Genomic DNA, 24,473 nt, shown 5'->3' on the forward strand with positions numbered 1-24,473 from the left:
GCCGGCTGCGCGACCCCTCCGCGATGAGGCGGCTCGCGGGCTTCGGACCTTGCTGGACGACATCCCGGCCTGGCCCGCCAGATCAACCCGAAACAAGAGGACATCCCGATGTCGATCACTGCCGAGCGCAAGACCGCGCTCATCAACGAACACGCCACCAAGCCGAACGACACCGGCTCACCGGAAGTGCAGGTCGCGATTCTGACCGAGCGCATCAACAACCTGACCGGCCACTTCAAGTCGCACGCGAAGGACAACCACTCCCGCCGCGGCCTGCTCAAGCTGGTTTCGCAGCGCCGTTCGCTGCTCGACTACCTCAAGGGCAAGGACGAAGGCCGCTACAAGACGCTGATCGAGAAGCTCGGCATCCGCCGCTGATCGTAGGCTGAACCGTTTCCGCCCGGTGCGACACGCTCCGGGCGGCTCCTTTTCAGGCGATGCCGCCATGGGGCGGACCACCTGACTTCCGCGGCGACCGCATGGGGCGGTCCTCCCGCGTGACCCGCCGGGCGCCGAAGACGTCCATGGCAGGATCGCCGAGCGCTCGGGCTCCATCCTCCTCACCGAGCGTTCCGCCGTCTTGCCCATGGGCCTGAAGGCACCGGACGGGTCGAACCCGACCGAAAGACGAATCTCATGTTCGACATCCAAACCGAAGAACTGATCTGGGGCGGCCGCAAGCTCGTCCTCGAAACCGGCAAGATCGCCCGTCAGGCCGACGGCGCCGTGCTCGCCACCTATGGCGAGACCGTCGTGCTCGCCACCGTCGTCTCGGCCAAGGAGCCGAAGCCGGGCTTCGACTTCTTCCCCCTGACGGTGAACTATCAGGAGAAGACCTTCGCAGCCGGCCGCATCCCCGGCGGCTACTTCAAGCGCGAAGGGCGCCCGAGCGAGAAGGAGACGCTGGTCTCCCGCCTGATCGACCGTCCGATCCGCCCGCTCTTCGTCGAAGGCTACAAGAACGATACGCAGGTCGTCGTCACCGTGCTCCAGCATGACCTGGAGAACGATCCCGACATTCTGGCGATGGTCGCCACCTCAGCCGCTCTGACGCTCTCCGGCGTGCCCTTTATGGGCCCGATCGGCGGCGCCCGCGTCGGCTATATCGACGGCGCCTACAAGCTGAACCCGACGGTCGAGGAGGCCAAGGAGTCGGTTCTCGACCTCGTCGTCGCCGGCACGCAGGACGCGGTGCTGATGGTCGAATCGGAGGCCAGGGAGCTTCCCGAGGACGTGATGCTCGGCGCCGTGATGTTCGGCCACAAGCATTTCCAGCCGGTGATCGATGCGATCATCCGTCTGGCCGAGAAGGCCGCCAAGGAGCCGCGCGACTACACCCCGGCCGACAACTCGGTGGTTCTGGACGCCGTCCTCAAGCTCGTCGACGCCGATCTGCGCGCCGCCTACAAGATCACCACCAAGGCCGAGCGCTACAAGGCGCTGGACGCCGCCAAGGCCAAGGTCGCCTCGCTGATCTCGGCCGAGCCCGACGGCAAGACCACCTTCACCAAGGAGCAGGTCGGCGGCCAGTTCAAGGAAGCCCAGGCCAAGGTCGTGCGCTGGACCATCCTCGACGACGGCACCCGCATCGACGGCCGCGACCTCAAGACCGTGCGCAAGATCGTCGCCGAAGCCGGCATGCTGCCGCGCACCCACGGCTCGGCCCTGTTCACCCGCGGCGAGACGCAGGCGCTGGTCGTGACCACGCTCGGCACCGGCGACGACGAGCAGTTCATCGACTCGCTGGAAGGCACCTACAAGGAAACCTTCCTGCTGCACTACAACTTCCCTCCCTACTCCGTCGGCGAGACCGGCCGGATGGGTTCGCCCGGCCGCCGCGAAATCGGCCATGGCAAGCTCGCCTGGCGCGCCATCCGCCCGATGCTGCCGGCGAAGGCGGAATTCCCCTACACGATCCGCGTCGTCTCGGAGATCACCGAGTCGAACGGCTCCTCCTCGATGGCCACCGTCTGCGGCACCTCGCTGGCGCTGATGGATGCCGGCGTGCCGCTGAAGGCGCCGGTCGCGGGCATCGCGATGGGCCTCATCCTCGAGGGTGAGCGCTTCGCCGTGCTCTCCGACATCCTCGGCGACGAGGACCATCTCGGCGACATGGACTTCAAGGTCGCCGGTACCGCCGAGGGCATCACCTCGCTGCAGATGGACATCAAGATCGCCGGCATCACCGAGGAGATCATGAAGGTCGCCCTCGACCAGGCCAAGGGCGGGCGCGATCACATCCTCGGCGAGATGAACAAGGCGCTCTCGGCCTCGCGCAGCCAGCTCGGCGAGTTCGCGCCGCGCATCGAGACGATGAAGATCCCGGTCGACAAGATCCGCGAAGTCATCGGTTCGGGCGGCAAGGTGATCCGCGAGATCGTCGAGAAGACCGGCGCCAAGGTCAACATCGAGGACGACGGCACCATCAAGATCGCCTCGGCCGACGGCAAGTCGATCGAAGCCGCAATCAAGTGGATCAAGTCGATCGTCTCGGAAGCCGAGCCGGGCGTGATCTATGACGGCACGGTCGTAAAGATCATGGAGTTCGGCGCCTTCGTGAACTTCTTCGGCGCCAAGGACGGCCTCGTCCACATCTCCGAACTCGCCCCGCAGCGCGTCCAGAAGGTCTCGGACGTCGTCAAGGAAGGCGACAAGGTCAAGGTCAAGTTCCTCGGCCAGGACGAGCGCGGCAAGATCCGCCTCTCGATGAAGGTCGTCGACCAGGAGACCGGCGAGGACCTGACCGAGAAGCTCAAGGCGCAGCGCGACGCCGAGAAGAGCCGCGAGAAGCAGGGCGCGGCCGAGTAATTCACCCGCCGCGATTCACGTGAAACGAGACGCCCCGCATCGCAGGATGCGGGGCGTTTTCGTTTGTGCCGCTACTGACATGCTCCGGCGCATCGGCTTGCCATGCCGGAGACGAGCGGAAGGCGTGCCGATGAAATCCTGTCCTCTTCCCGGAATCGACGCGCGGCTGCGGTTCCATGACATCACGGGCGATGGACCGGCGCTGCTGTTCATCCATGGCCTCGGCTGCGCGTCGTCCTGCGACTATCCCGCGGTCGCCGCCAATGGCGCCCTACAAGGTCGCCGCATGCTGCTGGTCGATCTGCTCGGCTCCGGCTTCAGCGATCGGCCGCAGGCCTTCGGCTACACGATCGACGACCATGCGCGTAGTATCGTTGCACTCGCCGAGGCGCTGGATCTGAGAGAGCTCGACCTTTTCGGCCATAGCATGGGCGGCGCGGTCGCCATCGCCGCGGCCACGATGCTGAAGGAGCGTATCGGCCGGCTCGTCGTCGGGGAGCCCAATCTCGATCCCGGCGGCGGCTTCTTCAGCCGCAGGATCGCCGCGATGAGCGAGGAGGATTATGTCGACCATGGCCAGGCGTCGCTGGTCCGTGCCAGCCGGGACGAAGGCAATGATATCTGGGCCGTGTCGCTCGCAAGGAGCGCGCCCCATGCCGTTCATCGGACGGCGCGTTCTCTGATCGCGGGCAGCGATCCGACATGGCGGAGCATGGTGACGAGCCTCACCCGGCCGAGAACGATCATCATCGGCGAAAGGTCGTTGCCCTATGACGATGCGGAAGGCCTGCGGGAATCCGGGGTGGCCAGTATCGTCGTACCGGATGCCGGGCACTCGATGGCCTGGGAGAATCCGGGCGGCCTCAGCCGGGCGATTGCCGCGGCGCTGTCGTGAAGAACGGGGCGCCGGCAGCAGGGTGACGCGCTGCGATCAATAGTCTAGACATATGCCGATCCATGGAGACCGGCATGTCCGACCACCGCATCGCCTCGCTCGACGACCTCGCCCGCGCTTATCCCAACCCATCTGCCCCGGCATCGGTCTTCAAGGAGATCGATCATGTCGACGAGAATTATGCAGCGCTGATCGCCGCCTCGCCGTTTTTCGTGCTCGCGACGGTCGGTCCGGAGGGGCTGGATTGTTCACCGCGTGGGGATTTGCCAGGCTTCGTCACGGTCCGGGACGCGAAAACGCTGCTCATTCCCGACCGAAAAGGCAATAACCGACTGGATTCGCTAGGGAATATCCTGTTCGACGATCGAATCGGAATGCTCTTCCTGATCCCCGGCTACGGCGAGACGCTGCGCGTGAACGGACGTGCCGAGCTATCCTGCGATCCTGGGTTGTGCGCATGCTTCGAGATGGCCGGGAAGCTGCCGGCGAGCGTCATGATCGTCCATGTCGACGCCGTCTACTTCCAGTGCTCGCGGGCGGTGGTGCGGGCCGAGCTCTGGAACCCGGAGCGGCAGGTCGACAAGCGCAAGCTGCCCTCGCCCGGCACGATCCTGCGCGACATCACGGCGCGCAACGCAGCCGTTGAGACCTTCGACGGCAAGGCCTATGACGAAGCGCTGCCGGCCCGGGTCAAGGCGACGTTGTATTGAGGAGGGCGCCGCCCTTCTCCCCTCGGGGGAGAAGGTGGCACGGCGAAGCCGTGACGGATGAGGGCCGAGCCCCCACTGAAAACAAGAAAGGGCCGCTTGCGCGACCCTTCCCTCATCCGTCTGCTGCGCAGACACCTTCTCCCCCGAGGGGAGAAGGAAGAATCACAGCAGCCCTTCGTTCCCCGCCAGCGTCTTCAGGCTGACATCCGGCCGGGCGCCGACATGCGAGATGATCTCGGCCGCGGCCAGAGCGCCGAGGCGCAGGGAGTCGCGGACCTCGCGGCCCGAGGTCAGGCCGAAGAGGAAGCCGGCGGCGAAGAGATCGCCAGCGCCGGTCGCATCGACGACGCGCTCGATCGGGAAGACCGGCTCCTCGACGATGCCATCCGGCGTCACCGCCAGCGCGCCCTTCTCGGAGCGGGTGACGACCGCAAGGATGTTCTCGGCCCGCAGCGCCGCCAGCGCGGTATCGAAATCGCTGCTCTGGTAGAGGCTCTTGAGCTCGTGCTCATTGGCGAAGACGAGATCGACCATGCGGTTGCGGATCAGGCCGATGAACTCGTCGCGATAGCGGTCGACGCAGAAGGAATCCGACAGGGTGATGGCGACGCGGCCACCAGCCTTGTGCGCGATCTCGGAAGCCTTGCGGAACGCTTCCTTTGCCGCCGGCGGGTCCCAGAGATAGCCTTCGAGATAGATGATGTCGGCGTTCTCGACCGCCGCCGCATCGACATCGGCGACCGACAGGCCCTGGCAGGCGCCGAGATAGGTGTTCATCGTGCGCTCGCCATCGGGCGTGACGATGATGAAGGAGCGCGCGGTCGCCGGGCCGTCCGCCGCATCGGCCGTGCCGAAGGAGACGCCGAGCGAGGTCAGATCGTGGCGGTAGAGCTTGCCGAGCTCGTCGGCCTTGACCTTGCCGATGAAGGCGCCGTTGCCGCCGAAGGAGGCGAGGCCGGCGATGGTGTTGGCGGCCGAGCCACCAGAGATGACGCGCGCCGGCCCCATCGCCGCATAGATCGATTCCGCACGGGCCTCGTCGATCAGCATCATCGCGCCCTTGGTCAGCTTCTGAGCGACGAGGAAATCCTCCTCGGCTGCGGCCAGGACATCGACGATGGCGTTGCCGAGGGCGAGGACATCCGTGCGGGGCTTGGTCATGGGCTGGTGTCCGGGATTGCGCGGCGGAAGTGCCGGAAAGGAAGGTGCGGGCGTGTCGCATCCGCACGGCGCGGGGTCAAGCGGAGCTGTTCAACCTATATCGCGCCGCGCGATGGCCTCGTCGAGAATAGCGGCAAGCCGCCGCAGATCCTCGACGTCGAGCTCGCCGATCTCGCGGGCGAGGCGGTTGGCGAGCAGCGTCGCTTCGGCATCGAGGCCGGCAGTATCGACCGTGACGCGTGGGTGCGAGAGGTCGGCGAGGCGGACGAGTTCGTCGGCCTCGTCCCAGATCACGCCGAGGAGATGGATGGTGCCCTGGATCAGGGTGAAGGTGGGGCGGCCGCGCTTGCCGTGCTCGAGCGCCGAGAGATAGGCCGGCGTGACGCCGAGGCCCTCCGCCATCTCGGCGAGGGTGAGGCCGCGGCGCTGCCTGAGTTCGCGCACGCGCCGGCCGAAGGGCGTCACGGCCCGTATTCCTTGAGCCGCCGCAGACGGACATAAAGCGCGCCGGAGCCGCCATGGCGCTGCTCGGCCTCCTCGAAGCCGAGCACGAGCGAGCGCAGTTCGGAAAGCCTGAGCCAATGCGGAACCATGCGGCGCAGCACCCCGCGCTCCTCGCCGAACAGGCTTGGCCCCGCTCCGCCCTTCCCGGTGACGACGAGGGTCAGGCGGGTGCCGCGGGACTGCTCGCGGCGCAGGAAGCCGCGCAGCGCCATATGGGCCTCGTCCTGGCGCATGCCGTGCAGGTCGATGACCGCTTCGACGCCCTGCTGGCCGCGACGCAGCTGCGTCCGCAAACGGCGCTCGATCGGCGCCAGCGGTGGTGCCGCGGGCAGGGTCTTGGGCACTGTGACAGAGGCCGCGGCGATCAGTGCAGCCGTCTCGGTCGCCGGCGCCGGAGGCGCCTGGGGGGCCGGTTCCGGCTCGATCGGCGCACGGCCGGGCAGCGGCTTGACCGACCGCGCCACCTGTCGCCAGAGCGCGATATCGGTCTCTGTCAGCGTCTTGCCCCGGCGCGAGCGCATTTCAGCGCGGCCAGAGCACGGTGAAGGCGACGGGATGCCGGATCAGCCCGGCGCGATGGCCGGCAGCCGGGCCCGAGCCGACGAAGATGTCCATCCGGGCCGGGCCGAGAATGGCGGAGCCGGTGTCCTGCGCGATCATCAGCCGCGCCAGCCGTTTGTCGCCGCCGCTGCCATCGGGAATCGTCGCATCGATCCAGACCGGCAGGCCATAGGGCCAGGCCGTGCGGTCGATGGCGATGCTGCGCAAAGGCGTCAGCGGCAGACCGGCGCCGCCGATCGGCCCGCTCGCGGGCGGCAGGTCGTCGCGGCGGGCGAAGAAGACGAAGGATCTGTTCTGGCGGATGAGGTCGCGCGCGAAGCCGGCATCGGCCTTCAGCCGGGCGACGAGCCGATCCATCGTCATCTGCTCGGGCGGAATGGCCTCGCGCTGGCTGAGGACACGGCCGAGCGAGGTGTAGGGATGGCCGTTGCGGCCGGAATAGGTCAGCCGCGTGACCGACCCGTCAGGCAGGCGCACCCGGCCGGAGCCCTGGACCTGCAACACGAAGCGATCGACGGGATCGCGCAGCCAGAGGATTTCGAGCCCCTGTCCGTCGAGCGCGCCGGTTTCGATCGCGGTGCGGTCCGGAAAGGGCTCAAGACCCTTGTCGGTGCGGCGGGCGGCGGAAAGCGCCTTGTCGAGACCCGGCCAGTCATCGTCCGGGAAACGCGTCACGAGGTCCTTCGGCCGATCGTAGAGCGGCGTCGGGAAAGCATCGGAGCGGGTCAGGGAGCCTTCGAATTCCGGCTCGAAATAGCCGGTGGTGAAGCCGTTCTCGGCCCCGGTGGGGCGGATGCGCCAGAAGCTGAAATGCCGTTCGAAGAAATCGCGGGCCAGATCGCGGCCGACCTCACCCTTCGCGGCCAACGCCCTGGCCTTGTCGCAGGCGGCGGTGAGAGCGTCTGGAAGCGGCACGGCCTGGCGCAGTGGCGGATCGGCCATGCAACCGCGCGCGAAGATCGCGAAGGCCCTGGCATGGTCGTCCCTTGCCCAACCGTCGATCTCTCCGGGCGAGAGCTGCTCGGCCCGGGCACCATCCGGCAAGGGAAAGGGAGCTGCCATGGCGGTCATGGATGCAAGGAGGATCGCCGCCGAAAGCGACAGCGCGATCCCCTTGGCACGGGTCACGCAGCCGATTCGGTGGCGACGAGCAGCCAGTTCGGATCACGGCTGCCGAGCTGGCGTGAGAAGGTCCAGATGTCGTTGACCTCGGAGACCTGCTCGGCGCTGCCGTCGACGACGGCGCCCTGCGCGTCACGGGTGACGCTGATCAGCTGGGAGATGAAGGCGATGGTCACCTGGGCGGTCTTGCCCTTGACGTCGACGGCGGCGAGATCGGCCTTGTCGATCGACACGAAGTTGGATTCCGCCTTCTCGCCGCGCTTCTCGCGCTCGGTGATGGCCTGCTCGAAGCCGTCATAGACGTCCTTCGCGAGCAGACCTTTCAGCATCTTGCGGTCGCCGCGGGCGAAGGCGGTGACGATCGCCTCATAGGCGGACTTGGCGCCGGAGACGAACTCATGCGGATCGAAGCCGGGTTCCTGGCGGATGATCGCCTCGATGCCGGCGCTGATCGGCGAATCCGGCGGGGCCAGATCCTTCCAGCGCTCGGCGGCCGGCGGCTCGGCGGCGACCGGATCATTGGCCGCTCCCGGCAAGCGGATCACATTGTCCCGCTTGTCCGCGCCTTGCGCCTGGTCGGGCCGCATCGGCGGCGTCTCGCGGCGCGCGAAGGGGTCCTTGGGCTGCTCGTGGCCGGTCTTCTGGCCAAGGACGGAGCGCAGCTTCCAGGCGACGAAAACGGCCAGAGCCAAGAAGACCAGAGTCGTCATGTCGAAGGAATTTTGCATTTAGGCGGACCCGCGCTCCCCGTCATGGCTTATGGCCTTCCCGCGCAGCTGCGGAACGCCTTAGCCGTCATATGGTAAGACAGGCTCGTAACATCCACCCCCCACCTTGTGAAGGCGACTTCTTGTGCCGACCCGGCGTCCATGATAGCCGACGCGCGCGCCGCCCGCTGAAAGTGGGCGCAGTCCCGAACGCCGGCAATGGCGCGGGATTTCCCGAGACAGCCTGCCAGAACAAGATGGGACCGATGGCCAACGAACTCCCCAACGGCAATGGCACGGGCGCTGCGGAAGCGGCTCCGAGCTTGAACGCCCTAGTCCAGTACACGAAGGACTTCTCCTTCGAGAACCCCAAGGCGCCGCGCTCGCTCGCCCAGCAGGAGGCCCAGCAGGGCCCGCAGATGTCGCTGCAGGTCAATGTCGGCAGCACCGCGCTCGGTGACGCCGACTACGAGACCGTGCTGCGGCTGGAAGGCAAGGCCGAGCTGAAGGGCGAGACGCTCTTCGCCTTCGACCTCAGCTATGCCGGCGTGTTCCGCCTGCAGAACATCCCGCAGGAGCACATCCACCCCGTGCTGGTGATCGACTGCGCCCGCCTGCTCTTCCCGTTCGCGCGCCAGATCGTCGCGGAAGCGGTGCAGAACGGCGGCTTCCCGCCCTTCTACATTCCGCCGATCGACTTCGCCTCGCTCTACCAGCAGCGCATGCAGGAGCTGCAGGGCCAGCCCGGCGCCACCGCCAACTGACGCCTTCAGGCGCGGAAACGATCAGAGGAAGGGCCCCTTGCGGGCCCTTTTTCATTTGTTGCGGATTATTGTTGTCCTTGCGAAGCCTCCACTGCCTCTCCATTTCGCGCTGATCGATGGCGGACGCCCCGGCAGGGACGCCCGCCTTTTCCGTATCCGATGGAGACCTGATGGACGCCCTTCTGACACTTGCCGCCGACCCCGCTGTCTGGGCCGCGCTCGGGGCATTGATCGCCATGGAGGTCGTGCTCGGCATCGACAACCTGATCTTCATCTCGATCCTGACCAACAAGCTGCCGGAGCACCAGCGCTCGAAGGGCCGCAAGATCGGCATCGGCCTGGCGCTCGTCCTGCGCCTCGCCCTGCTCAGCACCGTCGCCTTCATCGTCAAGCTGACCGCGCCGATCTTCTCGGTCCTGGGCCAATCCTTCTCCTGGCGCGACCTGATCCTGATCGCCGGCGGCCTCTTCCTGGTCTGGAAGGCGACGAAGGAGATCCATCACAAGGTCGATCCCGATCCCGATTCCGCCCTCGCCGCAGGTGGCGGCCGCGCGGCGACGCTGACCTTCGGGGCCGCGATCTTCCAGATCCTGCTGCTCGACATCGTCTTCTCGATCGACTCGATCATCACCGCCGTCGGCATGACCGAGCACGTCCCGGTGATGGTGATCGCCGTCATCGTCGCGGTGCTGACGATGCTGCTCGCCGCCGATCCGCTGGCGCGCTTCATCGACAAGAACCCGACGATCGTGATGCTGGCGCTCGGCTTCCTGCTGATGATCGGCGGCACGCTGATCGCGGAAGGCTTCGGTGTGCATGTGCCGAAGGGCTATATCTACGCCGCGATGGCGTTCTCGGCCCTGGTCGAAGCGCTCAACATGTTGTCGCGCCGGCCGGCGCGGACCGATACCGGCGCCTGAGCCCGCCGGACCGGGCGGCGCGGTCCTACTGGGCCGCGTCGTCGGTGATGCCGAGATAGCCCTTCCAGAGCGGCGCCTTCAGGGAGCCGAGCACGAAGGCCTCATGCGCCTTGAGCGCGGCTTCGTCGAGGCGTGGCGCGAGCGGGCGCTGGCGCTGCGGCTTCTCGACGGTCACGACGGATAGGCCCGCGCGGCCCGCCGCAGCCTCGACGCCGAGGCCGAGCGAGGCCTGCTTTCCGCCGATCAGCTCGATATAGACCTCGGCCAGAATCTCGGAATCGAGCAGCGCGCCGTGCTTGGTGCGGCGGCTGTTGTCGATGCCATAGCGCGAGCAGAGCGCATCGAGGCTGTTCGAGGCGCCGGGATGCTTGCGCCTCGCCATCGACAGGGTGTCGACCACGCGAGCCTGCTCGATCGGCGGCAGGCCGAGGCGCTTGAACTCCATATTGATGAAGCCGACGTCGAAGGCGGCGTTGTGGATCACCAGCCGCGCGCCGGCGATGAACTCCGCGAACTCCTGGGCGACGGCGGCGAAGACCGGCTTGTCGGAGAGGAAAGCCTCAGAGAGGCCGTGGACGTTGAACGCCTCGACCGGCATCCCGCGCTCGGGGTTGATGTAGACGTGATAGTTGCGGCCGCTCGGGCAATGGTTGAGCAGCTCGACGCAACCGATCTCGACGATGCGGTCGCCGTTATTGGCTTCGACGCCGGTGGTTTCGGTATCGAGAACGATCTCGCGCATCGGTTCAGGACCTCGCTTGGAATCTCTTGGCCGCGCCACGTCCAGGCCGGCCAGCGAGCGCCTTCAGGATAGAGCCGACCTCCCGGCCGGCGGCCACGAGCCCGTGCGAGGTGTCCACAAGGAAATGGGCATGGCGCCGCTTTTCGGCGTCGGGCATCTGGCGGGAGAGGATCGCGGCGAGCTTCTCGGCGCTCATGCCCGGCCGGGCCAGGACGCGCTCGCGCTGAACCTCGGCCGGCGCGGTCACGACGAGGACCGCGTCGCAACGCTCTTCACCGCCGGTCTCGAGCAGCAGCGGCACGTCGATGATGGCGAGCCCCGCTCCCTCGCGGCGACAGCGCGCGACAAAGGCTTCCTCCTCCTCCCGCACCAGCGGGTGGATGATCGCTTCCAGCCGGCGCAGCGCCTCCGGATTGCCGAGCACGGCAGCGCCGAGCCTCGCCCGATCGACCACGCCGTCGATCACCGTACCGCGGAAGGCTGCTTCGATCGGGGACGCGGCGCGCCCACGATGCAGGCGATGCACGGCCGCGTCCGCATCATGCAGCGGCACGCCACGCTCGACGAACAGCCCGGCCGTCGTCGACTTCCCCATGCCGATGGAGCCCGTCAGGCCCAGTACGAAGGTCATGATCTCTCCGAACGAATCAGGCCTTCAGGATATCGGCTTCGATCAATGCGCGCAGTGCCGGCGTCACCTGCGGCGTCACACCGAACCAGCGGGCGAAGCCCGGCACCGCCTGATGGAGCAGCATGCCCAGGCCATCGACCGGAATGCCGCCGCGCCGTTCGGTCTCGGCCAGCAGGGTGGTCTTTAGCGGCACGTAGACGATGTCGTCGACGATGGTCCCAGGCCGGAGGCCGGAGAGATCGATTTCCAGCGGCGGCTTGCCCTGCATGCCAAGCGCGGTGGTGTTGACGATGAGATCCGCCTGCCCGACGAGCCGATCGCGTTCGCTCCACTCGCCGGCTTCGAGCGGACGTCCCAACGCCGCCGCCAGCTCCTGCGACCGCTCGGGGCTGCGATTGGCGACGATGATGCGAGCGACTCCGCGTGCCTTCAGGCCGTAGCAGACACCACGCGCCGCACCGCCGGCTCCGAGGATCAGCGCGGTTCCGACCCGTTTCTGCCAGTCCGGCACACTCGCATCGAGATGGGCGAGGAAACCCGACACGTCGCTGTTATCAGCCAGGATGCGCCCGCCATCGCGCCAGAGCGTGTTGACCGCGCCGACGGCCCTCCCGGCTTCGCTGACCTCATCGACCAGCGCCATCATCGCTTCCTTATGCGGAACTGTGACATTGCCGCCGCTGAATTCGCCATCGCGCAGGCGAGCAACGAAGGCCGGCAGATCGGGCGGCGCGACGTCCAGGCGTTCGTAGGAACCGCCGATCTGATGCTGGCGCAGCCATTCGCCATGGATCAGCGGCGAGCGCGAATGGGCAATGGGGTGTCCGACGACGAAGCAGCGAGGCGACATGAGGCGGTCCGATTAACGAGCCAGGCAGCCGAGATCGCGCAGGGCGTCGAGAACGGCGAGCAGGGGGAGGCCCAATATGGTGAAGTGATTGCCTTCGACACGGTCGAAGAGATGCGATCCCAATCCCTCGAGCTGATAGCCGCCGACGCTGGACAGGACCTCGGGACCGACCGTCTCGACGTAGAGCCCGATAAAATCGCTATCGAGGGAGCGCATCGTCAGCCGGGCCGTCTCGCGCCCTTCGGCGATCGGCGCACCATTCCTGGCCAGCACGAACGCGGAATGGAGTTCATGGGTCCTGCCGGCCAGCGCCGCGATCTGCTCGGCTGCGGCAAAGCTGTCGACAGGCTTGTGAAAGGCGATTCCGTCGCAGGTCAGAGTCTGGTCGGCGGCCAGGACGAGGCGGCCCGGTCGATCATGCGAGACGGCGAGTGCCTTGGCGCAAGCGAGCGCTGCCGCGACCTGATCCGCCGGCACCTTCTTCTCGACGAGCGGGTGCTCAACCGCGCGTTCATCGATCCCGGGTTTCAGGACCTCGACCGGGATACCCGCGGCGGCCAGCATGTCGCGGCGGGTCGAACTCCCCGAGGCGAGGATCAAGGGCTCTGCTTCGAGCCAGAGGCCGGTCGGTACGGTCATGTCGCGATGAACTTCATGCGGTGGTCGCGCAGCAGGTCGACGATCGATGCCGCCGTCTCCTCGATCGAACGGCGGGTGACGTCGATGACGGGCCAGCCCTTGCGGGCACAAAGCCGGCGCGATTGGGTGACCTCATCGGCGACCGCGGCGGGATCGACATAGGAGGTTTCGTCGTCTGCACGCAGCGAGAGCAGGCGGTTCTGGCGGATCTGGACGATGCGATCGGGGCTCGCGATCAGGCCGACGATCAGCGGCTTCTTCGCACCTTCAAGCTCCGGCGGCAGCGGGATGTTTGGCACCAGCGGGATGTTGGCGGTCTTGATGCCGCGATTGGCGAGATAGATGCTCGTCGGTGTTTTCGAGGTCCGGCTGATACCGACGAGAATCACGTCGGCATTGTCGAGATCGCCGCCCATCTGCCCGTCATCGTGCAAGAGCGTGTAGTTCATCGCGTCGATGCGGCGGAAATATTCGGTGTTGAGCACGTGCTGCGCGCCGGGCTTCGTCGCCGAGGCCTGGCCGAGATAGGACTGGAACAGCGACAGCACCGGCTGCAGCACCGAGAGGCAGGGGCAGCCGAGCTCGCGGCAGAAATTCTCCAGCTTCTCCTGCCATTCCGGCTCGACCAGCGTGTAGAGCACGACGCCCGGCGAGGATTCGATCTCCGCCAGCACACGGGCGAGCTGCGCCTCCGAGCGAACCAGAGGGTAGACATGCTCGATCGCGGACACGCTTTCATACTGCGCCGCCGCGGCACGGCTGACCGCGATCAGGGTCTCGCCCGTCGCGTCCGACACCAGATGCAGGTGAAAATAGTTACGGACCACGTCGTTCCCCGGCTCGAAGCACTCACTTCATTTAGCGCGCTTTCAGCCGGACCGGAATCGGACATTCGGGCGGAAAGCGCCGGCATGGCAGCCGGACCGAGTTTTCCCGGGGCATGGGGAGCGGTGTGGACAACTTCGCATCCAGAGGGCCGCCGCCGGAGGCCTTGTATAACTCGCCCCAACCATCAACAGCCGGACGGCTGTGCATGGTTAAGGAAGTGTTTCACGTGAATCATTTTGGCGGTCTCGCCGGAGCGGCGGATTCCAATTCGTTAATAAAGCCTTAATAGCCGGTGGCGGCTCCTGCCGGCCCGCGACCCGCTGTCCCACTGCCTGTGGAACGGTTGTGGACAGGATTGGGCCGGGCTATCTCCCCTGTCCAAGAGTCAAAGAAAGAGAGTCTTTCATAGAATCTCTTTTTAGAGAGGAAGCGAGATGGATCGGCGAGCACTCGGAACGATCAGTGAGATGCCCATCTTTCTTCGGGCTCTCGCTGGCGAGACTCTGCCCGTCCCTCCCGTCTGGCTGATGCGTCAGGCCGGTCGCTATCTGCCGGAGTATCGCGAGGTCAGGGCGAAAGCTGGGAGCTTCCTCGCGCTCTGCTACAATCCCGAACTTGCCGCCGAGGTGACGCTTCAGCCGATCAGACGCTTCGGCTTCGATGCGGCGATCCTGTTCTCCGATATCCTGGTCGTGCCGCAAGCGCTCGGCCAGAAGCTCTGGTTCGTCGAGGGCGAAGGACCGCGGCTCGATCCCGTCGCTGATGCAGGCAGGCTGGCCCAGATCGATCGCGTTGCTGCCGTGAGCCAGCTCGACCCTATCCTGGAGACCGTGCAGCGGGTGCGCCGTACCCTGCCCGCAGCGACAGGCTTCATCGGCTTCTGTGGGGCGCCCTGGACCGTTGCGACCTATATGGTCGCCGGGCGCGGCACGCCGGATCAGGGGCCTGCCAAGGCGCTCTTCGCCAAAGATCCAGATCTGTTCCAGGCGATCGTCGATCGCATCGTCGATGCCTCGATCAGCTATCTGAATGCGCAGATCGCTGCCGGTGTCGATGCGGTGCAGATCTTCGACAGTTGGGCGGGAGCGCTCGGCCCCGATGATTTCAGGCGTTGGTGCATCGCGCCGACGCGGCGAATCGTCGACGGCGTCCGGGCCGTTCATCCTCAGGCCCGCATCATCGGCTTCCCGCGTGGAGCCGGCAGGCTGATCCCGGAATACGTTGCCGGCACGGGCGTCGATGCCGTAGGGCTCGAAACCGATATCGACCGGAGCTTTGCCCGCGAGGCGATCCAGTCGATCGTGCCGGTTCAGGGCCATCTCGATCCGCTCCTGCTCAGGGCCGGCGGAGCGGAACTGGAAAAGGAGATCGAGATGATCCTGACCGCCTTTGGCGACCGGCCATTCATCTTCAATCTCGGACACGGCATTCTGCCGGACACGCCGATCGCTCATGTCGAGCGGCTGCTGAAGGCGGTTCGGGGCTGAGGATCAGGACATGTATGAGTGGATCAAGGCTTTCCACGTCGTCGCCGTCATCTCGTGGATGGCCGGCATGCTCTATCTGCCGAGGCTGATGGTCTACCATGCCGAAGCCCAGACCGGCTCGATCCAGTCCGAGACCTTCAAGATCATGGAGCGGCGGCTGCTGAAGGGCATCATCAACCCGGCGATGATGCTGACCTGGGTGCTCGGCCTCTACCTCGCCTGGTATGCGTTCGGCTTCAAAGGTGGGTGGCTGCACGCCAAGCTGCTGCTGGTCGTCATCCTCTCCGGCATTCACGGGATGCTGGCCAAACACGTGCGGGCCTTTGCGGAGGATCGCAACCAGAAGCCGGCCCGCTACTTCCGCATCATCAACGAGGTGCCGGCCGTTCTGATGCTCGCAATCGTCATTCTCGTCATCGTCAAGCCGTTCTGACGGCCGATCATGCTTCCGGCTTGAGTCCCGGCGCATTTCCCGCTATCAGGACACTGCGCTTCTCCAGCGTCCTCCCTGTTGTCGACTATTCGTGAGCGATCTGCCGCTGCAGCAGCTCATGTCGCGCAACCTCCGCGCAGGTCCGGCCAGGACCGAAGTCGATCAATCCAGTACCGTCCCCCGCCCCTGCTGGTTCGCAGGGCGTTCACGATCCGGGTGCCCCATGCGGGAAATCAAGCTTCAAGAGCTCAAGAGCAAATCGCCGACCGAACTGCTGGCTTTCGCCGAGGGGGTCGAGGTCGAGAACGCCAGCACGATGCGCAAGCAGGAGCTGATGTTCGCCATCCTCAAGCAGCTCGCCGCCCGCGAGACCGAGATCCTGGGCGAGGGCGTGGTCGAGGTTCTGCAGGACGGGTTCGGCTTCCTGCGTTCGCCCGATTCGAACTACCTGCCGGGGCCCGACGACATCTACGTCTCGCCGTCGCAGATCCGGAAGTTCGGCCTGCGCACGGGCGACACCGTCGAAGGCCCGATTCGTGGCCCGAAGGATGGCGAGCGCTATTTCGCCCTGCTCAAGGTCAACACGGTCAATTTCGAGGACCCGGAGAAGATCAAGCACAAGATCCACTTCGACAACCTGACGCCGCTCTATCCGGACCAGCGGCTGAAGCTCGAGGTGCAGGATCCGACCAAGAAGGACTTCTCGCCGCGCGTGATCGATATCGTCGCGCCGATCGGCAAGGGCCAGCGCGCCCTGATCGTCGCGCCGCCGCGGACCGGCAAGACCGTGCTGCTGCAGAACATCGCGCAGTCGATCACCACCAATCATCCGGAATGCTATCTGATCGTTCTGCTGATCGACGAGCGGCCGGAAGAAGTCACGGACATGCAGCGCTCGGTGAAGGGCGAGGTCGTGTCCTCGACCTTCGACGAGCCCGCCTCGCGCCACGTCCAGGTTGCCGAGATGGTCATCGAAAAGGCCAAACGCCTGGTCGAGCACGGCCGTGACGTCGTCATCCTGCTCGACTCGATCACGCGCCTCGGGCGCGCCTACAACACCGTCGTGCCGTCCTCCGGCAAGGTGCTGACCGGCGGTGTCGACGCCAACGCCCTGCAGCGGCCGAAGCGCTTCTTCGGCGCGGCCCGAAATATCGAAGAGGGCGGCTCGCTCACCATCGTCGCCACCGCGCTGATCGATACGGGCTCGCGGATGGACGAGGTGATCTTCGAGGAGTTCAAGGGCACGGGTAACTCGGAAATCGTGCTCGACCGCAAGGTGGCCGACAAGCGCATCTTCCCGGCGATCGACATCCTCAAATCCGGAACCCGCAAGGAGGAGCTCATCACGCCGCGCTCCGATCTGCAGAAGACCTATGTGCTGCGCCGCATCCTCAACCCGATGGGTCCGCAGGACGCGATCGAGTTCCTGATCGACAAGCTTCGCCAGACCAAGCAGAACTCCGAGTTCTTCGATTCGATGAACACCTGAGGCACCTGCCTCCAGAACACCGATTTGATTCGCCGCCGTATTGATTGCCCAAGCCGGCAGTCGGTGCGGCGGCGAAGTCGTTTTGTGGGCCTTTTGACCAACCGTGGCGCGTTGATCGATTCGGAGCCGGTCATCTTTGTCTGGAGTCGGTTGGTGTCCGCAGGCCGACTAGGTATGACCCCCGCGTTTCTTCGCGCTTTGCCATCTTCCGCAGAGTCATACCGCTGTTCCAAACGGCAGTCGGACGCGCGAGCTCGCGCTGAGGCCAACGAGAGGCAGTCCCTGATCGCCGATTCGGTAGCGTAATGATTGCCAAACGGCGGAAGATAGCCGGTTGCTGCTGGTTTGCAGCCGAGCACGCCTGAAGCATCAGCGCGGCCGGTGCGAAACGCAGGGCCTCCTCATCCGGCGGGCATTGCCGGCAGCACGGGCTGGAGGCACGGCAGGGTTTGACTGGCCCTCGCTGGTAAAGCACACCCTCCCAAAGCCTCACCGAGCATCGATCAGCCACCATGGCCGCAGCAGATACCGACACATCCGAAGCCCATCCCACCATCGTCGCTTTGTCGTCGGCGCCTGGCCGCGCTGGCGTGGCGGTTGTGCGGGTGTCGGGCCCGCGCGTCCGATTCGTCCTCGAAACGGTTGCAGGAGTCATACCCGAGCCGCGTGTGGCGACGCTGCGTCGGCTGTCGGATGGAAATGGTATGACCGTGGATACTGCGCTAGTGTTATTCTTCGCGGCACCGGCGAGTTTTACCGGGGAGGATGTCGCCGAGTTCCACATCCACGGTTCCCGCGCAGTGCTCGCGCGAATTCTGGTCATACTTGCGGCACTACCGGGAGTCAGGCTGGCAGAAGCGGGGGAATTCACCCGCCGTGCCTTCGAGGCCGGCAAGCTCGATCTCGCCGCGGTCGAGGGTTTGGCCGATCTGATCGATTCGGAAACGGAATGGCAGCGCAAGCAGGCGCTGCGCCAGATGGACGGCGCTCTCGGCGTTGTCGCGCAGGCATGGCGGGGCAAGCTCATCAAGGCGATGAGCCTTCTGGCCGCAGAGCTTGATTTCTCCGACGAAGGTGACGTGTCGGGGCCGCTGCAGGAACAGGCGCTGGGGTTCGCGGTGGACGTTCTGGTGTCGCTGCGCGATGCCCTCGGCAGCTTCGCCATGGGCGAGCGTGTGCGGGAAGGTTTTGTGGTCGTGCTGGCCGGGCCGCCCAATGCCGGCAAGTCGACACTGCTGAATGCATTGGCGCGGCGGGAGGTCGCGATCGTTTCACCGATCGCCGGTACGACGCGCGACGCACTCGAAGTACGCCTCGATCTCGCTGGCTTGCCCGTCATTCTGATCGACACGGCCGGCCTGCGAGACAGCACCGATCCAATCGAGGCCGAAGGCGTCAGGCGCGCCCGGGCGCTTGTGGATCGAGCGGACCTCGTCCTCGCTCTGCGAAGCATCGATTCGGAGCCGTATCGAATCCATGAAGCTGCTCCCACGCTGCCAATTGCGACGAAGTCGGATTTGGGCGGAACTGCCCTGCCCGGCGAGCGGGCCATTTCGGTCAAAAGCGGCGACGGGGTTTCCGAGCTTCTGAATGAGATCGTTACGCGTTTGCAAGCGCTGGGTCAGGCCGAACCGGCGCTCCTGACACGCGAGCGCCACCGCGCCGCGGTGGCGGACGCGATCACCGCATTGGAGCGAGCCGTGACGGCTGGTCACGGGCAAAGCGAACTGCTGGCGGAAGACATGCGCCTGGCCGTCGTCGCCTTGGAACGGCTGGTCGGCCGCATCGATGTCGAGGATGTGCTCGACCAGCTGTTTTCTGGATTCTGCATCGGAAAGTGACAGCCGGCGTCCCATTTCATCGCTTTTCCGCGATTGCCGTTGACCCACCTGTCTCGCTTCGCTAGCGAAACACCATGTCCATTCATCCGCAGCATTACGACGTCGTCGTCGTCGGTGGCGGCCATGCCGGAACCGAAGCGGCTGCCGCCGCGGCGCGCTATGGCGCGCGCACCGCGCTGGTGACGCATAAGCCCGAGACGATCGGCGTGATGTCGTGCAACCCGGCCATCGGCGGGCTCGGCAAGGGTCATCTGGTCCGGGAGATCGATGCGCTCGACGGGATCATGGCGCATGCCGCCGATTTGGGCGGCATCCAGTTCCGCATGCTCAATCGGCGCAAGGGTCCGGCCGTGCGCGGCCCGCGCGCCCAGGCCGATCGGAAACTCTATCGCCTTGCCGTGCAGGAGTTGCTTGCGCGGCAAGAGAACCTCGACATCGTTGCCGGCGAGGTCTTCGACCTCTTGGTCGACGCGGAGCGCGTCGTCGGCGTCGTGCTGGCGGATGGACGTCGATTCGTTACCGGAACGGTCGTGCTGACAACCGGCACCTTCCTGCGTGGCCTGATCCATGTCGGCGAGACCCGCATCCCGGCCGGGCGCGTCGGCGAAGCGCCGTCCCTCGGCCTCTCGGCCACGCTGGAGCGTCACGGTTTTCCCTTGGGACGGCTCAAGACTGGAACCCCGCCCCGGCTCGACGGCCGCAGCATCGATTGGGCGGCGCTCGAAATGCAGGCCGGCGACGAGCCGCCGGAACCGTTCTCAGCGCTTACGCCGGCCATTACCAACCCACAGATCGCCTGCGGCATCACGCGCACGACGCTGGCGAGCCACGAGCTGATCCGGGCCAATCTGCATCGTGCGCCGATGTTTTCTGGGCAGATCGAGGGACGCGGCCCACGCTATTGTCCGTCGATTGAGGACAAGGTCGGGCGTTTCGGCGACCGCGACGGCCACCAGATCTTCCTGGAGCCCGAGGGCCTGGACGACGACACCGTCTATCCGAACGGCATCTCGACCTCGCTGCCCGAGGATGTTCAGCTTGGCCTGTTGAAGACGATCCCCGGTCTAGAGCGCGCGGCGATGCTGCGGCCCGGCTATGCGATCGAGTATGACTTCGTCGATCCGCGCGCGCTGAAGAATACGCTGGAGACGCGCGCCATCGGTGGACTGTTCCTGGCGGGACAGATCAACGGCACGACGGGTTATGAAGAGGCGGGCGCGCAGGGCCTGCTCGCAGGGCTCAATGCCGCGCGACTTGCTGGCGGCGCTGAGCCGGTGGTCTTCGATCGGACCCAATCCTATATCGGCGTTCTCGTCGACGATCTCGTCACGCATGGCGTTACGGAACCGTACCGAATGTTCACGTCGCGAGCCGAATTCCGCTTGTCGCTCCGCGTCGACAATGCCGACGAGCGGCTGACGGCGCTGGGTGCCCGGCTCGGAATAGTCGGCTCGATCCGACGGGCGGCGTTCGACGACCGGCACGGAGAGATCGGGATGTTGCGCGAGACGCTGCAAAACCTGTGGCTGACGCCTCAGCAGGCAGAAGGCGTTGGCCTGCAGCTCAATCGCGACGGGGTGCGACGTAGCGCGTACCAGATCCTCTCCTACCCGGATGTCGATTTCGAGCGGCTAGCGGCGGTTTGGCCCGAGTTGCACCGCTGGCCGGCCTCAGTGACGGCGCGCGTCACGGCGGATGCCGTCTATGCGGTTTATCTCGACCGGCAGGCCGCGGAGATCCAGGCCTATCGTCGCGATCAGGCGCTGAAGGTCCCCGTCGATCTCGATCTCGACGCCATTTCCGGGCTGTCAAACGAGCTCAAGGCGAAGCTTGCGGTGCAGCGACCGGCTGATCTGGCGCAGGCTGGGAAGATCGAAGGCATGACTCCAGCGGCTCTGACACTGCTGGCGGCGCATGCGCGGAAGAGCCGGGCGGCGACGGTTTTATCCACAGGATCGACGTGACTGTTGATAAGGAAGACCGTCAGCACGCTTTGCGCTTGACGCCTGTTTCACGTGAAACAGAGGAACGACTGGCCCTGCTCGTCGCGGAGCTGGAACGTTGGCAGGCGGCGAAAAACCTCGTCTCCTCGGCAACTCTGTCCGAGGTCTGGACCCGTCACATCGCGGATTCGCTGCAGATCTTCAATCTCGCAGCCGGGTGCGAGCGCTGGCTCGATCTTGGCTCAGGAGGCGGTTTTCCCGGGCTGGTGATCGGCATTTGCTTGGCAGAGCAGGGCCGGGGCCAGATCGATCTCGTCGAGAGCAATGCCCGCAAATGCGCGTTTCTGCGTCATGCAGCGAGGATTACCGGCGCACCTGTCCGGGTTCACGCCGCACGGATCGAGGATGCGATCGGCGATTTCACCGGCAAGGTCGATGTCGTCACCGCGCGTGCGTTGGCGCCACTGACCCAGCTTCTCGATTGGTGCGAAGATTTGTTGAGAAACGGCACTCTCGGCCTCTTTCCCAAGGGACAACATCTAGATGCGGAATTGACCGACTCAGCAAGATATTGGAAGATTCAAGCGACGACGGTTTCCTCCGTGACAGATGCCGCTGCGCGAATCCTGAAGGTTCGCTCGGCCGAGAGACGAGCCGATTCATGACTGAGGTCCCATCTGCGACACCATCGCGCCGCCCGCGCGTGATCGCGCTCGCCAACCAGAAGGGCGGCGTCGGCAAAACGACGACGGCGATCAATCTGGGGACGGCCCTGGCGGCGATCGGCGAGAAGGTGCTGATCGTCGATCTCGATCCGCAGGGTAACGCTTCGACCGGGCTGGGCGTCGATCGCCGCAACCGGAAATCCTCGACCTATGACGTGCTTTGCGGCGATGTCGGCTTGGGTCAGGCGCTCCAGCCGACGGCCGTTCCAGGTTTGTCGCTGGCACCTTCAACGCTCGATCTGCTTGGCGTGGAGCTGGAGATTGCTTCCGCCAAGAACCGGGCGCACCGTCTGAAGATCGCAATCGACGAGCTGTGCTACGACCAGCGCTGCCAGGACCTGACCTATGTCCTGATCGATTGCCCGCCTTCGCTCAGCCTGATCACCATCAACGCGATGACGGCCGCCGATGCCGTGCTGGTGCCGCTGCAATGCGAATTCTTTGCACTGGAAGGTCTCAGCCAGCTGCTCAAGACGGTGGAGCAGGTCCGCGCCGGCCTCAATCCGCGTCTGATCATCCAGGGCGTGGTGCTCACCATGTTTGATCCGCGCAACAATCTGTCGGGTCAGGTCATGGCAGATGTGAAAAGTTTCCTTGGAGACAAGGTTTATGAGACTGTGATCCCACGTAATGTGCGGATCTCCGAGGCCCCGTCCTATGGCAAGCCTGCACTGCTCTATGATCTGCGCTGTTCGGGGTCGCAGGCCTATCTGCGGCTGGCGTCGGAAGTGATCAAGCGCGAGCGCGCCCTACGCGCGGCCGCCTGAAGCAAGCAACGAGGTTACGAGGAATGGCAATGGCCGAAGAACAGGGGCGTTCCCGCCTTGGCCGCGGTCTGGCGGCACTGATCGGCGATGTCGGCGAGGAAATCGGCGCGATCGAGCGGGCGCGTGGACAGCGCCGGGTGCCGGTCGAGTTCCTGCGGCCGAGCGCCCGCAATCCACGTCGCAGCTTCGCCGAGGATGATCTGGAGGAGCTGACGACCTCCGTCCGCGAGCGTGGCATCCTGCAGCCCATCATCGTTCGCTCGATCCCCGGAATGATCGACGCCTATGAGATCATTGCCGGCGAACGCCGCTGGCGCGCGGCCCAGCGCGCCGAGTTGCACGATGTGCCGGTCATCCTCGTCGAGGCTGATGATCGAGAAGCGCTCGAGATCGCCATCGTCGAGAACGTCCAGCGCACGGACCTCAATGCGATCGAGGAAGCCGCCGGCTATGAGCGGCTGATTGCCGAGTTCAGCTACACGCAGAACGATCTGGCCCGCGTGATCGGCAAGAGCCGCAGCCATGTCGCCAATACGCTGCGCCTGTCGAAGCTGCCGGAGTCGGTGCGCAAGATGGTGAGCGAAGGCGTCGTTTCGGCTGGGCATGCGCGCGCATTGCTTTCCGTTTCGGACCCGGAATTCATGGCGCGCAAGATCGTCGACGAAGGTCTGAGCGTTCGCGACATCGAGCGGGTCGTGCAGGAAGAATCCCGGGGCGAAACGAAAAGTGCCGTCCCGGCGAAGCCGAGGGTGGAGAAGGATCCGGACACAAGAGCTCTCGAGAAAGCTCTCGAGGAAGCTCTCGGCCTTTCCGTTTCCATTGGCCATCGGTCCAACGGGTCGGGCGAGGTCAAGATCGGCTACAAGACGCTCGAACAGCTTGACGCGCTCTGCCGCGGCCTGAAGGCCTGATCAGTCCGCTCGATTGGATCGCCCGACACGGGCAAGCGTCCACAAGGCGCGGGTCGCGATGGCGCGGCCCATATCGGAGCTCTGGCGCGTGGCCAGGATGGCGTTGCCAAGCAGGCCCACTGCATCGTTCAGCTTGGCGCTGGACCAAGTGTTGAGGGCGGCTTCCGTGGTCGCGATACGTGGATAGGGCAGGCGCATGGTTCCCACGACGTCCCTGACACCTCGCCCGGCATCGATCGCCTGACGGGCCTTGAGCAAGGCCAAGGCCTGGCGCAGTACGGCGCCGAGCATCACGCCGGGGTCGAGCCCCTCGCTGCTGAGCTTGGCCTGGGCGAGATCGAGCACGGGCAGCTTCCCGGCAAAGACGGCATCGACGAGCATGGCCTGCTCGCGCTGGGCCGTGTCGCCGACGACCGCTTCGACATGCTCGGCGAGGATGGCGGGCTCCGAGCCGACATAGAGCAGAAGCTTCTCGATCTCCCGGCGCGAAGTCTGCCTGTCGCCCCCCAGCAAGCCGGCGAGATGGTCGCGGGTGTTCCTGTCGATCGACTTCGCGGCGCCCCGGACCATCTCGTCGATGATCGTGCCGAGATCACGGGCGGCATCGCCATAGCAGGGCACTGCGAGGGCGGTCCTGGCCCTCTCGCAGGCCGTGCGCAGCGGGTTCGTACGCTGGAGATCGCCGGCTTCGACGATGACGAGCGCGTCCTGCGAGGGCGTCGCCAGCAGCGGCTCGACGGCGGCCTGCAAGGGCTTGGATGTCGGGGAGACGCGAATGGCGCGCCGGCCGCCAAAGAGGCCGATGGTGTTGGCTTCGTCGACCAGTCTCAGGGGATCGGCGGCAACGACATCGCCGTCCATGCGGATGAGCTGGAAAGCGTCGTTCGGATCGTCGACGCTGGATCGGGCCAGCGCGCTTGCCCGCTCGGAGACGAGCCCCGCATCGGGGCCGTAGATCAGGACAAGGCGCCAGGCTGGATCGAGGCGCGCCAGCGTGCGTTCCGCCTCATGGGCCTTGATCGCGACCATGACCGA

General features: G+C 65.7%; 25 protein-coding genes. 14 read left to right on the forward strand and 11 right to left on the reverse strand.

Translation table 11 applies throughout. The annotated features are described in order from the left end of the window. Positions 1–108: 108 nt before the first annotated feature. From rpsO to AC2FAN_RS24390, 4 genes are all read left to right on the forward strand, one after another. Positions 109–378 carry a 30S ribosomal protein S15 gene (gene rpsO / locus AC2FAN_RS24375; RefSeq protein WP_265050943.1) on the forward strand — a complete coding sequence of 90 codons (270 nt, stop codon included), beginning with the start codon at positions 109–111 and terminating at the stop codon, positions 376–378. A 258-nt stretch (positions 379–636) separates the two neighbouring features. Then, positions 637–2,808 carry a polyribonucleotide nucleotidyltransferase gene (gene pnp, locus AC2FAN_RS24380; protein ID WP_485176687.1) on the forward strand — a complete coding sequence of 724 codons (2,172 nt, stop codon included), beginning with the start codon at positions 637–639 and terminating at the stop codon, positions 2,806–2,808. 130 nt (positions 2,809–2,938) lie between these two features. Then, on the forward strand, positions 2,939–3,703 hold the full coding sequence (locus AC2FAN_RS24385; protein ID WP_485176688.1) for an alpha/beta fold hydrolase: 765 nt from the start codon (positions 2,939–2,941) through the stop codon (positions 3,701–3,703). 74 nt (positions 3,704–3,777) lie between these two features. After that, the gene (locus AC2FAN_RS24390; RefSeq protein ID WP_485176689.1) at positions 3,778–4,413 is read left to right on the forward strand and encodes a pyridoxamine 5'-phosphate oxidase family protein; all 636 of its coding nucleotides are present in this window, start codon (positions 3,778–3,780) and stop codon (positions 4,411–4,413) included. 162 nt (positions 4,414–4,575) lie between these two features. Here AC2FAN_RS24390 and AC2FAN_RS24395 read toward each other — a convergent pair whose 3' ends face one another. From AC2FAN_RS24395 to AC2FAN_RS24415, 5 genes are all read right to left on the reverse strand, one after another. Next, positions 4,576–5,574: an adenosine kinase gene (locus AC2FAN_RS24395; RefSeq protein ID WP_485176690.1), complete on the reverse strand. Its 999-nt coding sequence runs from the start codon at positions 5,572–5,574 to the stop codon at positions 4,576–4,578. A 90-nt stretch (positions 5,575–5,664) separates the two neighbouring features. After that, complete coding sequence (locus tag AC2FAN_RS24400; protein WP_485176691.1) at positions 5,665–6,039, reverse strand: helix-turn-helix domain-containing protein; 375 nt, start codon at positions 6,037–6,039, stop codon at positions 5,665–5,667. Then, the gene (locus AC2FAN_RS24405; protein WP_485176692.1) at positions 6,036–6,599 is read right to left on the reverse strand and encodes a Smr/MutS family protein; all 564 of its coding nucleotides are present in this window, start codon (positions 6,597–6,599) and stop codon (positions 6,036–6,038) included. Before AC2FAN_RS24405 ends, AC2FAN_RS24400 begins: the two co-directional genes overlap by 4 nt. A 1-nt stretch (position 6,600) precedes the next feature. Further along, complete coding sequence (gene mltA / locus AC2FAN_RS24410) at positions 6,601–7,767, reverse strand: murein transglycosylase A (RefSeq protein ID WP_485176693.1); 1,167 nt, start codon at positions 7,765–7,767, stop codon at positions 6,601–6,603. Beyond that, positions 7,764–8,489: a Tim44/TimA family putative adaptor protein gene (locus tag AC2FAN_RS24415; RefSeq protein WP_485176695.1), complete on the reverse strand. Its 726-nt coding sequence runs from the start codon at positions 8,487–8,489 to the stop codon at positions 7,764–7,766. Before AC2FAN_RS24415 ends, mltA begins: the two co-directional genes overlap by 4 nt. Before the next feature lie 245 nt (positions 8,490–8,734). Here AC2FAN_RS24415 and secB point away from each other — a divergent pair, with 245 nt between their 5' ends. Then, on the forward strand, positions 8,735–9,232 hold the full coding sequence (gene secB / locus AC2FAN_RS24420) for a protein-export chaperone SecB (protein ID WP_265050934.1): 498 nt from the start codon (positions 8,735–8,737) through the stop codon (positions 9,230–9,232). Between the two features lie 170 nt (positions 9,233–9,402). Beyond that, positions 9,403–10,152 (forward strand): TerC family protein, encoded by a 750-nt coding sequence (locus tag AC2FAN_RS24425; RefSeq protein WP_485176696.1) that lies wholly within the window; start codon positions 9,403–9,405, stop codon positions 10,150–10,152. A gap of 25 nt (positions 10,153–10,177) precedes the next feature. Here the strand turns inward: AC2FAN_RS24425 and dnaQ are convergent, their stop codons facing one another. The 5 genes from dnaQ to AC2FAN_RS24450 are packed head-to-tail and all read right to left on the reverse strand — an operon-like array spanning position 10,178 to position 13,841. Beyond that, the gene (gene dnaQ, locus AC2FAN_RS24430; RefSeq protein WP_265050932.1) at positions 10,178–10,894 is read right to left on the reverse strand and encodes a DNA polymerase III subunit epsilon; all 717 of its coding nucleotides are present in this window, start codon (positions 10,892–10,894) and stop codon (positions 10,178–10,180) included. A 4-nt stretch (positions 10,895–10,898) separates the two neighbouring features. Further along, positions 10,899–11,525: a dephospho-CoA kinase gene (coaE, locus tag AC2FAN_RS24435; RefSeq protein WP_485176697.1), complete on the reverse strand. Its 627-nt coding sequence runs from the start codon at positions 11,523–11,525 to the stop codon at positions 10,899–10,901. A 16-nt stretch (positions 11,526–11,541) separates the two neighbouring features. Next, complete coding sequence (locus AC2FAN_RS24440; protein ID WP_485176698.1) at positions 11,542–12,375, reverse strand: shikimate dehydrogenase; 834 nt, start codon at positions 12,373–12,375, stop codon at positions 11,542–11,544. A 12-nt stretch (positions 12,376–12,387) separates the two neighbouring features. Then, on the reverse strand, positions 12,388–13,014 hold the full coding sequence (locus AC2FAN_RS24445) for a Maf family protein (protein WP_485176700.1): 627 nt from the start codon (positions 13,012–13,014) through the stop codon (positions 12,388–12,390). Continuing rightward, on the reverse strand, positions 13,011–13,841 hold the full coding sequence (locus AC2FAN_RS24450; protein WP_265050928.1) for a pyruvate, water dikinase regulatory protein: 831 nt from the start codon (positions 13,839–13,841) through the stop codon (positions 13,011–13,013). Before AC2FAN_RS24450 ends, AC2FAN_RS24445 begins: the two co-directional genes overlap by 4 nt. Before the next feature lie 468 nt (positions 13,842–14,309). On the opposite strand from AC2FAN_RS24450, the gene hemE reads away from it, so the two are divergent. The 8 genes from hemE (at position 14,310) to AC2FAN_RS24490 (ending at position 23,438) form a co-directional block, all read left to right on the forward strand. After that, positions 14,310–15,329: a uroporphyrinogen decarboxylase gene (gene hemE, locus AC2FAN_RS24455; RefSeq protein ID WP_485176701.1), complete on the forward strand. Its 1,020-nt coding sequence runs from the start codon at positions 14,310–14,312 to the stop codon at positions 15,327–15,329. A gap of 10 nt (positions 15,330–15,339) precedes the next feature. Continuing rightward, on the forward strand, positions 15,340–15,762 hold the full coding sequence (gene hemJ, locus AC2FAN_RS24460; protein ID WP_485176702.1) for a protoporphyrinogen oxidase HemJ: 423 nt from the start codon (positions 15,340–15,342) through the stop codon (positions 15,760–15,762). 223 nt (positions 15,763–15,985) lie between these two features. Beyond that, positions 15,986–17,251 carry a transcription termination factor Rho gene (rho, locus tag AC2FAN_RS24465; RefSeq protein ID WP_265050925.1) on the forward strand — a complete coding sequence of 422 codons (1,266 nt, stop codon included), beginning with the start codon at positions 15,986–15,988 and terminating at the stop codon, positions 17,249–17,251. A gap of 512 nt (positions 17,252–17,763) precedes the next feature. Continuing rightward, a complete protein-coding gene (mnmE, locus tag AC2FAN_RS24470) occupies positions 17,764–19,092 on the forward strand; it encodes a tRNA uridine-5-carboxymethylaminomethyl(34) synthesis GTPase MnmE (RefSeq protein WP_485176704.1) in 1,329 nt (442 codons plus the stop codon). 74 nt (positions 19,093–19,166) lie between these two features. After that, positions 19,167–21,056, forward strand: coding sequence for a tRNA uridine-5-carboxymethylaminomethyl(34) synthesis enzyme MnmG (gene mnmG, locus AC2FAN_RS24475; RefSeq protein WP_485176705.1), 1,890 nt, complete (start codon positions 19,167–19,169; stop codon positions 21,054–21,056). Beyond that, the gene (rsmG, locus tag AC2FAN_RS24480; protein WP_485176706.1) at positions 21,053–21,700 is read left to right on the forward strand and encodes a 16S rRNA (guanine(527)-N(7))-methyltransferase RsmG; all 648 of its coding nucleotides are present in this window, start codon (positions 21,053–21,055) and stop codon (positions 21,698–21,700) included. Before mnmG ends, rsmG begins: the two co-directional genes overlap by 4 nt. Then, entirely contained in the window at positions 21,697–22,527 is an 831-nt protein-coding gene (locus tag AC2FAN_RS24485) for a ParA family protein (protein WP_485176755.1), read from the forward strand. The genes rsmG and AC2FAN_RS24485 overlap by 4 nt, the downstream gene beginning before the upstream one ends. Before the next feature lie 29 nt (positions 22,528–22,556). Beyond that, on the forward strand, positions 22,557–23,438 hold the full coding sequence (locus AC2FAN_RS24490) for a ParB/RepB/Spo0J family partition protein (RefSeq protein ID WP_485176707.1): 882 nt from the start codon (positions 22,557–22,559) through the stop codon (positions 23,436–23,438). Here the strand turns inward: AC2FAN_RS24490 and holA are convergent, their stop codons facing one another. Continuing rightward, a complete protein-coding gene (holA, locus tag AC2FAN_RS24495) occupies positions 23,439–24,467 on the reverse strand; it encodes a DNA polymerase III subunit delta (protein WP_485176708.1) in 1,029 nt (342 codons plus the stop codon). Positions 24,468–24,473 lie beyond the last annotated feature (6 nt).

The sequence above is a fragment of the Allobosea sp. RIT-PG3_2 genome, assembly GCF_057321085.1.